13 protein-coding genes are annotated in these 12,757 nt (G+C 40.1%); 6 read left to right on the forward strand and 7 right to left on the reverse strand.

What is annotated here, in order from left to right:
* On the reverse strand, positions 1 to 928 hold a 928-nt coding region (locus AM305_RS09165), incomplete at its 3' end, for an L-cysteine desulfidase family protein (RefSeq protein WP_005825251.1).
* A gap of 136 nt (positions 929 to 1,064) precedes the next feature.
* Between AM305_RS09165 and AM305_RS09170 the strand changes: the two genes are divergently transcribed.
* Together AM305_RS09170 and AM305_RS09175 are read left to right on the forward strand one after the other, a co-directional pair.
* Positions 1,065 to 1,688: a ComEA family DNA-binding protein gene (locus AM305_RS09170; protein WP_005825253.1), complete on the forward strand. Its 624-nt coding sequence runs from the start codon at positions 1,065 to 1,067 to the stop codon at positions 1,686 to 1,688.
* 151 nt (positions 1,689 to 1,839) lie between these two features.
* The gene (locus AM305_RS09175) at positions 1,840 to 2,469 is read left to right on the forward strand and encodes a BamJ family beta-barrel-assembly machinery protein (RefSeq protein WP_005825256.1); all 630 of its coding nucleotides are present in this window, start codon (positions 1,840 to 1,842) and stop codon (positions 2,467 to 2,469) included.
* 123 nt (positions 2,470 to 2,592) lie between these two features.
* Here AM305_RS09175 and araD read toward each other — a convergent pair whose 3' ends face one another.
* The 4 genes from araD to ulaG all read right to left on the reverse strand — a co-directional run bounded on the left by araD (position 2,593) and on the right by ulaG (position 6,170).
* A complete protein-coding gene (gene araD, locus AM305_RS09180) occupies positions 2,593 to 3,309 on the reverse strand; it encodes an L-ribulose-5-phosphate 4-epimerase (RefSeq protein WP_005825258.1) in 717 nt (238 codons plus the stop codon).
* Positions 3,306 to 4,166 carry an L-ribulose-5-phosphate 3-epimerase gene (locus tag AM305_RS09185; RefSeq protein ID WP_005825259.1) on the reverse strand — a complete coding sequence of 287 codons (861 nt, stop codon included), beginning with the start codon at positions 4,164 to 4,166 and terminating at the stop codon, positions 3,306 to 3,308. The genes araD and AM305_RS09185 overlap by 4 nt, the downstream gene beginning before the upstream one ends.
* A gap of 93 nt (positions 4,167 to 4,259) precedes the next feature.
* Positions 4,260 to 5,006: an HTH-type transcriptional regulator UlaR gene (ulaR, locus tag AM305_RS09190; RefSeq protein ID WP_005825261.1), complete on the reverse strand. Its 747-nt coding sequence runs from the start codon at positions 5,004 to 5,006 to the stop codon at positions 4,260 to 4,262.
* Positions 5,007 to 5,078: 72 nt separating this feature from the next.
* Positions 5,079 to 6,170, reverse strand: a complete 1,092-nt coding sequence (gene ulaG, locus AM305_RS09195) for an L-ascorbate 6-phosphate lactonase (protein WP_005825262.1) — start codon at positions 6,168 to 6,170, stop codon at positions 5,079 to 5,081.
* A 423-nt stretch (positions 6,171 to 6,593) separates the two neighbouring features.
* Here ulaG and AM305_RS09200 point away from each other — a divergent pair, with 423 nt between their 5' ends.
* The 4 genes from AM305_RS09200 to AM305_RS09215 all read left to right on the forward strand — a co-directional run bounded on the left by AM305_RS09200 (position 6,594) and on the right by AM305_RS09215 (position 10,806).
* A complete protein-coding gene (locus tag AM305_RS09200; protein ID WP_005825264.1) occupies positions 6,594 to 8,378 on the forward strand; it encodes a PTS ascorbate-specific subunit IIBC in 1,785 nt (594 codons plus the stop codon).
* Positions 8,379 to 8,457: 79 nt separating this feature from the next.
* Positions 8,458 to 8,928: a PTS sugar transporter subunit IIA gene (locus tag AM305_RS09205; protein WP_005825266.1), complete on the forward strand. Its 471-nt coding sequence runs from the start codon at positions 8,458 to 8,460 to the stop codon at positions 8,926 to 8,928.
* 63 nt (positions 8,929 to 8,991) lie between these two features.
* Positions 8,992 to 9,672: a 3-keto-L-gulonate-6-phosphate decarboxylase UlaD gene (locus AM305_RS09210; RefSeq protein ID WP_005825268.1), complete on the forward strand. Its 681-nt coding sequence runs from the start codon at positions 8,992 to 8,994 to the stop codon at positions 9,670 to 9,672.
* A gap of 180 nt (positions 9,673 to 9,852) precedes the next feature.
* The gene (locus tag AM305_RS09215; RefSeq protein ID WP_005825270.1) at positions 9,853 to 10,806 is read left to right on the forward strand and encodes a hypothetical protein; all 954 of its coding nucleotides are present in this window, start codon (positions 9,853 to 9,855) and stop codon (positions 10,804 to 10,806) included.
* Positions 10,807 to 10,856: 50 nt separating this feature from the next.
* On the opposite strand, the gene prmA is transcribed toward AM305_RS09215, so the two are convergent.
* Positions 10,857 to 11,741 carry a 50S ribosomal protein L11 methyltransferase gene (gene prmA, locus AM305_RS09220; protein WP_005825271.1) on the reverse strand — a complete coding sequence of 295 codons (885 nt, stop codon included), beginning with the start codon at positions 11,739 to 11,741 and terminating at the stop codon, positions 10,857 to 10,859.
* A 119-nt stretch (positions 11,742 to 11,860) separates the two neighbouring features.
* Entirely contained in the window at positions 11,861 to 12,622 is a 762-nt protein-coding gene (locus AM305_RS09225) for a phosphoribosyltransferase (protein ID WP_005825273.1), read from the reverse strand.
* Between the last annotated feature and the right edge of the window lie 135 nt (positions 12,623 to 12,757).

Below are 12,757 nucleotides of genomic sequence, written 5' to 3' on the forward strand. Positions count from 1 at the left end.
TGCTGTGAATATAAATCGCCATTAAATGTGAAAGAAATAGCGCTCGAATTTGTTGTTCTTCACTGGCTTGCAGATGACGAGCGACAACCACAACGGGCATGGTTGCCGTAATGCCTTGGTTGCCCGACCCCGAGTTACTCATTGCCGGTAAATTTGCTCCGCCCATTCGAGCATCGCTTGCGGCAGTGGTTTCAATCACAATGCGGTTAAGTAAATCATCGCTAATCAAGCCTTTGCCAATTTGTTTTTGTAACGTTCTGCCGATATGTAAACCATAATCGGTGCGTAGCCCTTCTTGCGAAAGTGCTGAATTAAGTTTTGCGGCTTCTTGAATAAAACGGATTTTATCTAGCTCAACGCTTAATGAGAAATCATAAATATCTTTTGCCGTTAAATGAGCAAAAACACTATTGGCATTTTCACTTTCCACTAAACAAGGCACAGAGAAAATAACCTCGCCATTTTTCTCAATATAAATCACATTGGTATGATGAGCGGCAATTCGCACGGTAACTTGTTGATTGGCAGCGAATAACGTAGCTTCTGAATACAAAATATGTTCGGTATCGAAAATCGCAACATTGACTTTCTGCTCACTAATCATCTGTTTAGCAAGAGCAACCTGTTCGGTACTGATATTTTTCAGCACTTCTAACCCTGCGGTTGGGTCTCCACCAATCGCCCCGATTGCAGCCGCCATCGTTAAACCGACTGTACCCGTATTAGGGACGGTTACCCCCATACCGTTTTTCATTAAATTTGGTGAAACTTTCGCCTCAATACGTTCAGGCAGCTGCCCTAAATAGTGGCGTGCTGTTGCTGAAGCAAGGGCGAGCGAAATCGGTTCTGTACACCCTAATGCCGGCACAACTTCTTCTTGAACAACACGTAAAATATCGTTTTCGGTTTGATGATCAAAGGTTTTCATTTTTTGCTCTTGTGTATTAAATAATCACTCAAATCAACTTCATTAAAAATAATGAACTTACTCTTTTCTAGCTAGTCTTATTTTACAGTTTTTTTCATCATGATTAACCTCTAAATTAACCCTATAAGGATTTTAAATGAAAGCATTAAAAACATTATTAGCATTAGGCGTTGCAATGACTGTATCAGCAACATCATTTGCAGATACAACTAACCCATTAACTTCGTTAAAAGATACAGCAAAAAGCGCAGCAACCAACCAAGTAAATGCGGTTAAAGAGTCTGCGGTATCTTCTGTAACGAATGCAAAAACCACAGCTTCATCTGCGGTAAGCAATACAAAATCATCAGCAACAAGCGCATTAACGAATGCAAAAAGTAATGTTACAGAAAAAGTGACTTCTGCAAAAACAACAGCAACAACCGCTCGTGATACATTAAATTCAGCAAAAACAACCGCAACTGAAAAAGCGACCTCTGCGAAAACCACTGTAACAGAAAAAGCAACTTCGGCTAAAGCGGCGGCAACAGAGAAAGCAACAAGCGTAGCAACTAAAGTAAAAGCATCATCAAAAGTGAATGTGAATACCGCAGATGCAGCAACATTACAAAGTTTAAGCGGTATTGGTGAAGCAAAAGCGAAAGCAATTGTTGAATACCGTAACAAAGTAGGCAAAATCAAAAGTGCATCAGAATTATCAAACATTTCAGGTATCGGTGATGCAACCATTGAAAAAATTACGCCTTACTTAACATTCTAAGCATAAACAATCCCTCTATAAGACCTCAACAAGCGGTGAATTTTCTACAAGAAATTGTAAAAATGAGCCGCTTTTTTTATGTAATGGGTTGATTTTGCAAAATTCTCCCCCATAACTGTGCTGTCTTTATATAAACAAAAGGAAAACAATAATGGCTTTAGATTTCAACTCAGTTTCATTCGATAGCGTAGAAGCAAAAGGTGGTTACGGTATCGGTTTACAAATTGGTCAGCAACTTTTAAGCAGCGGTATGGATGTTGATGCCGAAGCGGTAGCACGTGGTATTTATGACGTATTAAACCAAAACCCACCGGCTGTTGATTTAAACGAAGTAACCAAAGCATTACAAGAGTTAGGTCAGCGTGCAGAAGAAGCACAAGCGGCAGCATTCAAAGCGATTGAAGAAGAGAACAAAGCATTCTTAGCTGAAAACCAAAAAGCAGCGGGCGTGAAAGTAACTGATAGCGGCTTACAATACGAAATTTTAACTGAAGGTACCGGTGCAAAACCAACCGCAGATAGCAAAGTACGTGTTCACTACACTGGTTCTTTAATTGACGGTACAGTATTCGATAGCTCTGTAAAACGTGGCACACCGGCAGAATTCCCAGTAGGCGGCGTAATTAAGGGTTGGACAGAGGCATTACAAATGATGCCGGTTGGTTCAAAATGGCGTTTAACCATTCCACACGAGTTAGCTTATGGCGAACGTGGCGCAGGTGCTTCAATCCCTCCATTTGCAACCTTAATTTTTGAAGTTGAATTATTAGATATTCTTTAATCTAAAATTCAAAACCCTAGTGTAAAAGCTAGGGTTTTGTTATGTAAACCCAAAATGAAGCGGTCTGATTTTGCAAATAATTTACAAATTCAGACCGCTTTACTTCACACACAACAAAGAAAATTATTGTCCGTAATAGGCATTTTTGCCGTGTTTACGTAAGTAATGCTTATCGAGCAACTCTTGTTGCATTGAGCCGATATTTGGGCGGATTTGATGGCTGACAAAATTCATATACGCCACTTCTTCTAATACCACCGAATTATGCACCGCATCGTGTCCGTCTTTACCCCAAGTGAAAGGCCCGTGAGAGTGAACCAGTACGCCTGGAACCATAGAAGGTTCAATGCCACGTTTACGGAACGTTTCAACAATTACTTTACCGGTTTCGAGTTCATATTCACCTGCAATTTCTTCTGGGGTCATACGGCGTGTGCAAGGTACAGAACCGTAGAAATAGTCTCCTTGCGTTGTACCAAGTGCCAAAATATCTTCCCCTGCTTGCGCCCAAGCGGTTGCGTGGCGAGAATGTGTATGTACAATTCCGCCAATTTCAGGGAATTGGCGATAAAGTTCTAAATGGGTTGCCGTATCTGAAGAAGGTTTTTTGCTCCCATAAACGCGGTTACCTTGTAAATCAACAATCACAATATCTTCAACCGTCATAGCATCATATTCCACGCCCGATGGCTTAATGGCAACTAATCCCGTTTCACGATCGATTTCACTCACGTTACCCCAAGTAAAAGTCACTAATTTATACTTTGGTAAATCTAGATTAGCCTTTAAAACACGCTCTCTTAATGCTTGTAATGCTGGTGTTAATTCGATTTGGCTCATAGTTCAAATCCCCCTTCTTTCATTTTTTGTTCAATCCAACGGCGAGCATTGATGATCTCAGCAATCGGCTCTTCCGCTTTTTCTGTCCACATTTCAATTAAAAACGCCCCGCGATAGTTCAATTCAGCAAGGGTTCTGAAGCAACTGACAAAATCCACGCAACCATCGCCAAACGGCACGTCACGGAATTGACCTTTACAGGTTTCAGTAACTTTGTAGGTATCTTTTAAGTGAATAGCCGAAATTTTATCAATACCGAGTTTTAGCTCTTCCGCAACATTGTCGTTCCAAGCAGAAAGATTACCTAAATCAGGGTAAACGGTAAACCACGGTGATTTGATGATCTCGTCCCATTTTTTCCAACGGGAAATCGAACTCATAAATTTAGTATCCATAATTTCAACCGCAATAGTGACTTGGTTACTTGCCGCTAACTCAACCGCCCATTCTAAGCCTTCTTGGAAACGTTGGATTGTGCCTTCGTCTTGTTCTTCATAATAAACATCGTAGCCGGCAAGTTGAATAGTACGAATACCGAGATCCACCGCTAATTGAATTGCCTTTTCCATAATTTCGTAGGCTTTTTGGCGAGTCGCTTCATCACGACTACCAAATGGGAAACGGCGGTGTCCTGATAGGCACATTGATGGAATGGTTACCCCCGTATTGATAATAGCTTTGACCAGTTCAATACGTTCTTCTTTTGTCCAATCAAGACGCGCCAAACGTTCATCGGTTTCGTCCACAGAAATTTCGACAAAGTCAAATCCGCAAGTTTTAGCAATAGATAGTCTGTCTTGCCAACTGATATTTTTTGGCAAGGCTTTTTCATAGATACCTAGTTTATGTTTTCTCATTTTTAACCCCTTTGGTTAAATGCAAAATATGTGAAGTTTTTAACCGCTTGTATTTTTGTGTATTGGTTGATGCAGACAAAATACCCTTCAAACCTACGCCAAAATTACTTTTAATCCTTTCTCTCTTAATTGTTGAATAATTTTTGGATCAGCTTCTTTGCCTGTAATTAAAATATCAATTTCATCTAAGCTACAAAATAACATTCCAACCTGTTTACCTAATTTTGTGCTATCAACTAGCGCAATCAATTTGCTGGCTTTTTTCGCTAACGGTTGTTCAGAGTTGGCAATAATCATATCGGTCTTATACAATCCCTCGACTGTAAAACCTTTGCCACTGGTAAACATCACATCGGCAAAATAGTCACTTTCATTTTGATGATTTAGAGAGAGCATCACACGTTTATTTTTATTATATTGCCCTCCCATAATCACTAAATTATCGTGCTGATGTTCAATAAGATCATTAGCAAGCGGTAAAAAATTCGTGATGATTTGCAAATGCCGTCCACAAAGTGTTTTACCCAGTATTTGCATCGTTGATCCCGCCGTTAGAATCACACTTTCGCCATCCTGACAAAATTGGCTTGCCACTTCAGCAATACGTTGCTTTTCATTCAGATTATTGATTTTTTTCTCTGATGTGAGAGAAAAATGCGTATTGATGGCCTCCGCACCATTTCTTACTTTACGTAAACGTCCTTGCTCATTGAGTTTATTGATATCACGGCGAGCCGTGGCAGGAGAGATGCCTAAAAATTCAATAATTTCCGTGGTCGAGAGAATCTCTTTTTCTTCTAACAACGAGAGTAATTGTTTATGTCGATATGTTTCGTTCATTGTCAGTCCTTGTATTATTTAATCAATGAACAAATTGAGATGCCCTCTCCTTAGCGAGAGAGGGCATTCGCATTACAACATTGATTTAAACTGAATATTTGGTTCTTGCTCGAAGCAATCATCAAAACCACGTGGGTGATGATATTCAATTAAGTCTTTATCTTGTGGGTAAACATATTTGCCGCCCACTTCCCAAATGAATGGGTGGAATTTGTATTGTAAGCGATCTTTACGCATACGCCATAAATCAATGATTTCTTGCGTACTTGCCATAAAGTTTGTCCAGATGTCGTGGTGAACCGGAATGATCACTTTACAACGTAAGCACTCTGCCATACGGAGTAAATCCACAGAAGTCATTTTATCAGCAATACCGACCGGATTTTCACCATAGTTGTTTAATGCAACATCAATGTCAAACTGTTTACCGTGTTTTGCAAATTGGATAGAGTAGTGAGAGTCTGCACCGTGATAAATATTACCGCCCGGGGTTTTGAACACATAGTTCACCGCTTTACGACCCATTTCTTCATCTGACGGACAAAGTCCCGCTAATTCTCCGCCTTGCTCTTCTGCGCCTTCCACCGGTAAGGTCACTAAACAGGTGCGGTCAAATGAATCTAAGGCGTGAATTTCAACGTCTTTTAATTTCACCACATCGCCCGGTTTTACAATGATAATACGCTCTTCCGGCACGCCCCATTTTTTCCAAAGTTCTGCACAGTGCCACGGACCAACAAATTTCACGTGATCTAAGTTCGGATTGTTTACAATCGCTGCCGCCACGTTCACATCAATATGGTCGCTGTGGTAGTGAGAAGCAAGAATAAAATCTACTTCATTGATTGCAAATGGATCTAACACCATTGGTTGAGCACGGAGGTTTGGTTGTAACTTGCGAACACCTGCCATATTTGCCATTTGGTGACCACGCACCATATCTTTTACCTTTTTCGTGCTTTTACCACGACCGCACCATAAGTCCATACAAATGTTTGCGCCTGCCGGGGTTTTAATCCACACCCCCACACAACCAAGCCACCACATTGCAAAATTACCTTCCGGTACAACTTCGTTCTCGATCTCTTCATTTAACCAAGTTCCCCATTCTGGGAATGTTGATAAGATCCAGCTTTCACGAGTAATTTCATTGACTTTAGCCATAATATGTCCTACCTCTGTTTAAGGAATAAAAATACAATCACTTGCAATCATAAATAATCATATTTTTTTGTAAAATGCTTTTTCTCTATTTTGTGATCTACATCTCATTTTTTCTTTTTGTATAATAAATGGACACTTTACCAAAACCCAATTTATTATATAAAAATCATAAAGTTACATAAAATAGCAAAATTCAACAGAAATCAAACCGCTTACGTAATGAACTCAATACGTATATAAAGCATACTCAACATTAAAAATCAGCCATTTGAAAAATAAAATGTGATCAAGCTCACAAATAATCAAAAATAATCTTTTTTTCCTTTTTGAGAGCGGTTATTATTCAAACGGTAAAGTCGATCTAAGACATGACTTTCAATTTATGCATTCTCTCCAAATACATTAAATATAAGAGGTACTCTTATGGAAATGCTCACAGACATTCTGGTCTTTTTGAAAGACCAAGTGCTAAATAAAGCACCATTCTTATTAGGTATCGTAGCCTGCTTGGGTTACATTCTTCTGAAAAAAGACACCACTACCGTGATTAAAGGAACAATTAAAACCATTGTTGGTTTTATGATTGTACAAGCTGGTTCTGGTTTCCTTGTAACAAACTTTAAACCTGTTATTGAAGGTTTATCAAAATTCCATAATCTAACCGGTGCGGTTATCGACCCTTACACCAGTATGCAAGCGACCATTCAAACTATGGCAGACAACTATGCATGGGTAGGTTATGCCGTTATTGGGGCGTTAATTTTAAACGTTTTACTCGTTGTGTTTAGACGCTTTACCGGTATTCGTACCATTATGCTCACAGGGCATATTATGTTCCAACAAGCTGGGCTTGTTGCGGTGTTCTATATGATCATCGGTGCTTCTATGTGGGAAACCATTATCTATACTTCAGTATTAATGGCACTCTACTGGGGTATCTCTTCTAACATTATGTATAAACCGACTCAAGCGGTTACAGGCGGTGCAGGTTTCTCTATCGGTCACCAACAACAAATTGCGTCTTGGATTGCAACCAAACTTGCGCCGAAACTCGGTAACAAAGATGACTCAGTTGATCATATGAACCTACCAAAATGGTTACATATCTTCCACGACAGTATCTCTGCAACAGCGTTGGTAATGACGATCTTCTTCGGTATCATCTTACTTTCATTCGGTTTAGATAACTTGCAACAAATGGCAGGTAAAACCCACTGGTTTATGTACATTCTTGAAATGGGCTTGAAATTTGCGGTAGCAATTCAAATCATCGTAACCGGTGTACGTATGTTCGTGGCAGAACTTTCTGAAGCGTTTAAAGGTATCTCTGAACGTGTGATTCCAAACTCAGTACTTGCAATCGACTGTGCGGCAATCTATGCCTTCTCACCAAATGCAATGGTATTCGGCTTTATGTGGGGTGCAATCGGTCAATTCGTGGCGGTAGGTATCTTATTAGGCTTTAGCTCACCGATTTTAATTATCCCTGGCTTTATCCCGATGTTCTTCTCTAACGCAACAATCGGTGTATTTGCGAACCAATTCGGTGGTTGGAGAGCGGTAATGAAAATCTGTTTCGTAATGGGTATCATCGAAGTATTAGGTTCTGCGTGGGTAATCCAAATGTTAGCAAGCCAAGGTACAACCTTCAACGGTTGGATGGGTATGGCTGACTGGGCATTATTCTTCCCACCAATCCTACAAGGTATCATTAGCGTACCAGGCTTCTTCTTCATCATTGTGGCTCTAGCGATGGTTTATATGTTCTTCGCTTCTCGCCAATTACGTGCTGAAGAAGCAGAAGCTGCAGCAAAAGGCTTAACCCTTGAACAATTAGACGGTTACGGCTTAGATGAAGTAGAAACGAAACAAGAAACTAAAGTCGAAGAAACAACAACGCAAAGTGATGCAACACCAGTGCGTATCTTAGCAGTATGTGGTTCAGGTCAAGGTTCATCAATGATGATGAAAATGAAGATCAAAGGCTACTTAGATAAACGTGGTATCCCAAATATTATGGACTCTTGTGCCGTAACGGACTACAAAGGCAAATTAAATGAAATCGACATTATCGTTTCATCTCAACACTTAGCTGCTGAAATTGAAGTGCCGGAAGGTAAAGCATTCCTAGGCGTGAAAAATATGTTGAACCCTAACTCATTCGGAGACGAACTCATTGAGTTAATTAACAAACATAATGCAAAATAATTTCAAAAACTAACCGCTTGCTCTCTCACGCTTCCCTTTATCACGGAACGTGAGGGGGCAAAACCAAAGGGAACTCACAATGAATCTAAAACAATCTTTAATTGAAAATAACTCGATCAAACTCAACCAATCAGCAAGTACTTGGCAAGAAGCAATCAAAATTGCCATCAACCCTTTAATTGAATCAGGGGCTGTTGAACCTCGCTATTATGATCGCATCATTGAGTGTGTTAATGAAATGGGACCTTACATCATTCTAGCGCCGGGTTTGGCTATGCCGCACGCACGCCCTGAAGATGGCGTAAACCGCACTGCTTTTGCATTAGTAACGCTAACCCAACCCGTTGTTTTTGAAGGCGAAGATGAACCGGTTGATGTTTTACTTGCGCTTGCAGGTAGCGATTCAGACCAACATATGCAAGGCTTAATGGAAATTACCCAAGTGCTTGATGATCCAGATAGCGACACAGGCGTTGATTTAGATAAAATCCGCCGCTGCAAAACCGCAGATGATGTCTATGCCGTAATTGATGCCGCATTAAACGGTTAATTCATACAAGCGGTTAAGAAAACAGTACTTTTTGCAAATTTTCATCTTTAAAAGGAAAACAATATGTCAAAACCACTTCTCCAAATTGCCCTTGATTCTTTAAGTTTAGAAAAAGCGGTGGCAGATGCTAAACAAGCCGAAGCCGTTGTCGATATTATCGAATGTGGCACAATCCTAGCTTGTGCAGAAGGCATGAAAGCGGTTTCAACGCTTAGAGCATTACACCCAAACCATATCATCGTATGTGACCTAAAAACCACCGATGGCGGTGCAATCCTTGCTAAAATGGCATTTGAAGCAGGTGCAGACTGGCTTACCGTTTCAGCAGCAGCTCACCCAGCAACCAAAGCAGCTTGTAAAAAAGTGGCAGATGAATTTAATGCCGCTCACCCTGAATTAAAAGTGAAAAAAGAAATTCAAATCGAAATCTACGGCAACTGGACCGTTGAAAAAGACGCACAAGAGTGGGTAGATTTAGGTGTGAAACAAGCGATTTACCACCGATCACGCGATGCAGAATTAGCAGGCAAAGGCTGGACAGCAGAAGATATCAAGCTTATGAAACAACTTTCTGCGAAAGGCTTAGAACTATCCATTACAGGCGGTATTGTGCCTGAAGATATCCACCTTTTCAAAGAAGTGAAAAATGCCAAAGCCTTTATTGCCGGTCGTGCATTAGTCGGCGAAAAAGGTAAAGCAACCGCTGAAGCAATTCGTGCGGAAATTGATAAATATTGGGTATAACAACGCCATTTCACAAAATTAAGAACTATTTTTTGGGGCAAATATGATTTGCCCCAACGCATTTATTGTATGCAACAATTTACATCATTGCAGCCCCGACCGCTTTCTTGTGAGATTTTTTTGAGCTACGTTTCATTTTAGATTATCATTTAGGCAATTTAATAAAACGGTAATAAAACAATGAACAAACTCAACTATCTCCTACCCACCTTTTTTATTTTTTCTTCCTTCCATTCCTTTGCCGAAGAAACAGAAAATACTTGGGCAGATGAGCAGCATAGAAATGTAAAAGAAACCCTTCATTCTTGGTCAAATAATATCAATGATTGGTTAGGCGAAACAGATCCGAATAAACCGGCTTCTGCAAGCCTACGAGTGATGATGGATATGCAATGGGATAGATACAACCGTTTTACCTATAAACCACGTGTACGAGGTAAAATCAAGCTCCCTGTTCTCAAAAAACATTTAAGTGTTGTATTCGGTGATGAAGATTTAGAAAACCAAGCTCGAGATAAAAACCGCATTGGTAACAACTATTCTAATCTTGACCCTAACAAGAATTATGATGCTCGCCAAGCTCGTAATGATAATGCATCAATAGGTTTACGTTGGTCTAATGAAATTAAAAAACTCGGGATTGATAGCGATCTTGATGCGGGTTTACGCTCCGGAGGGGATATTTTTGGGCGCTTACGCTTAAGTAAAACTTGGGAATGGACAGAAACATTTAGTACTCGTTTAGAGCAAATCTATCGCTATGGGACAAACAGCAAACACTATTTGCGTACTAACCTAGAAAACCGCTATTTAGATAGTGCCAACACCTTTATCATGAATCACACCTTCTTACAATATACCCACGATATTGATGAAGAAACGGGTTGGGGAAATAGCTTATACCGCCAACACAACTTTGAGAATAATAAAACGCTAAGTTATGGGCTATTTGCCGGTGGGCGATTTGATCATGAACTTCATAAATTTAATTCTTGGGGGCCTTTTATAACCTACCGCCAGCCCATTTTACGTAAATGGTTGTTTATCCAACCGGAATTAAGTTTTTATAACGACAAAGACAATGATCGTAGCCATTATTTAAGAGGCTTTTTACGTGTAGAAGCAATATTCTAATAAGCTCAAGCGGTTAAATTCCAACAAAATTTAACCGCTTGTTCGTTTGTTTAACCGTGCTTCACGCCCGTAATACGACACCACTCTTCTTTTTCAACCACCGGATCAAGCGTAAAATCCGGTGCATAGGCTTCGCAAACGGATTCCGCTTGTGTTGCCAAAATGCCCGATAACCCCAAATCGCCTTGTGGTTTAACCAATGTAATGATATTTGGTGCCAACTCTTTTAACGGACCGGCAAGAATGTTTGCTACCACCACATCTGCTAATAAATCTTTAGGCTGATCTTTTGCGAGGAAGAGTTCTAAGCGATCCGCAACACCATTTGCCTCAGCATTATTGGTCGAAGCTAAAATCGCTTGTGGGTCAATATCAATTCCAATGGCACGCTTCGCCCCAAGTTTTAACGCTGCAATCGCTAAAATGCCCGAACCACAACCAAAGTCAATTACCGTTTTGCCAGCTAAATCCAAGCTATCTAACCACTGCAAACAAAGTGCCGTTGTCGGGTGCGTACCTGTTCCAAATGCCAAACCGGGGTCTAACATCACGTTTACTGCATTTGGATCTGGCACTTCACGCCAACTCGGACAAATCCATAAACGCTTACCAAATTGCATTGGGTGGAAATTATCCATCCACTCACGTTCCCAATCTTTATCTTCAATTTGCTCAATTTTGTGAGCAAAATCTTCCGCGACTAACTGGCTTTCAATTAACGCAGACACAACCGCTTTCATATCGGTTTCTGCATCGAACAAGCCCACCACATCGGTATTTCCCCAAAGACGGGTTTCGCCCGGAAGCGGTTCAAAAATTGGCGTGTCTTGGCTATCCATAAAAGTAACCGAAACCGCACCAATCTCCTCTAAAAAATCGCTGATCTGCTCAGCGTGTTTATCTGTGCTATTTAAACGAATTTGTACCCAAGCCATTTATTATTCCTTCTTTTTAAAAACGTTTTATTCTATCGCTTTTTCAACAAAAAACGGTAAGTTTTTTCTGAAAACTTACCGCTTGTCGTCCTCTTCTTTAATTCATTTTCATCATCATCTCATACGCCATTCTCTTGCTTTCTTGAAGAGATAATATTTCGGACTTCGTCAGCATTCTTACGCGAGTTGAGGATAAATCTTGCTTCCCATTCGGTAAGTTTCGAGAAGTCGTAGCCGAATTCGGTTTCCCACCATTTTTCAATGTCGCCATAGTTTTGCCTCAATGTTGATAATGTATCTTTTGATAATCTTAATTGTACAGAATATTGTTTCCCTGTTAAAGCATAACAACCTATTACTTTACCACCTAAGTGTTCAATATAACCTTTAATACTCGCTAATGTCCCCCCTTGTGTTTGAGTATCGTCTAAAATAATGGCTTTTTGCCCTCGTTTAAAAGTCCCATAAAACTGTGGTGAATATGCCAATCTATGCCAACCATCACCTCCTGTACGAGAAACTTTAGTTGCTTGAACAATAGATAATTCTACGGGGATATTTAATTTTTTCCCAATAACAGTCGCAGTTGCAACAGGGATCATATTCCGCCCAACAGCTTCTTCAGCGTGAACAGGAACTATCATTACATCTTGCGAACCAATAATTTGACGTAGTTTTTCCACTGCTTCATCTGTTACTAAATCTTTCGCTAATTGATAAGCCGCCTCGACATTACCTGCTTTAGCCAGCTCATATAAAGGGTGTGATGTTGCCTCCCCAAGTTTACGGTCAATAATCGTATCAGGAAAATCATCCGCCCATTTACTTCGCATAACACCTCCGATAAAAATATCATCAGCGTTAATATATTCTTTGATCATCTTTTTTTCTTTCTCAACATTTGATATTTTCGAAGCTGATCGCAAAAATAATTTAAACTGCCTTATTCTTACAACAAAAAACGGTAAATTTTTTCTGAAAACTTACCGCTTGTCGTATTACTGTGATAATTTCTC

Source organism: Actinobacillus minor NM305 (genome assembly GCF_000175195.1).
Taxonomy (GTDB): Bacteria; Pseudomonadota; Gammaproteobacteria; order Enterobacterales; family Pasteurellaceae; genus Haemophilus_A; species Haemophilus_A minor.

Bases quoted from the DNA above. Each gene is read 5' to 3' on its own strand.
- AM305_RS09225 (WP_005825273.1), bottom strand. From the start codon at position 12,622: ATGATCAAAGAATATATTAACGCTGATGATATTTTTATCGGAGGTGTT.
- AM305_RS09170 (WP_005825253.1), top strand. From the start codon at position 1,065: ATGAAAGCATTAAAAACATTATTAGCATTAGGCGTTGCAATGACTGTA.
- AM305_RS09205 (WP_005825266.1), top strand. From the start codon at position 8,458: ATGAATCTAAAACAATCTTTAATTGAAAATAACTCGATCAAACTCAAC.
- AM305_RS09185 (WP_005825259.1), bottom strand. From the start codon at position 4,166: ATGAGAAAACATAAACTAGGTATCTATGAAAAAGCCTTGCCAAAAAAT.
- araD (WP_005825258.1), bottom strand. From the start codon at position 3,309: ATGAGCCAAATCGAATTAACACCAGCATTACAAGCATTAAGAGAGCGT.
- AM305_RS09210 (WP_005825268.1), top strand. From the start codon at position 8,992: ATGTCAAAACCACTTCTCCAAATTGCCCTTGATTCTTTAAGTTTAGAA.
- ulaG (WP_005825262.1), bottom strand. From the start codon at position 6,170: ATGGCTAAAGTCAATGAAATTACTCGTGAAAGCTGGATCTTATCAACA.
- AM305_RS09215 (WP_005825270.1), top strand. From the start codon at position 9,853: ATGAACAAACTCAACTATCTCCTACCCACCTTTTTTATTTTTTCTTCC.
- AM305_RS09200 (WP_005825264.1), top strand. From the start codon at position 6,594: ATGGAAATGCTCACAGACATTCTGGTCTTTTTGAAAGACCAAGTGCTA.
- AM305_RS09175 (WP_005825256.1), top strand. From the start codon at position 1,840: ATGGCTTTAGATTTCAACTCAGTTTCATTCGATAGCGTAGAAGCAAAA.
- prmA (WP_005825271.1), bottom strand. From the start codon at position 11,741: ATGGCTTGGGTACAAATTCGTTTAAATAGCACAGATAAACACGCTGAG.
- ulaR (WP_005825261.1), bottom strand. From the start codon at position 5,006: ATGAACGAAACATATCGACATAAACAATTACTCTCGTTGTTAGAAGAA.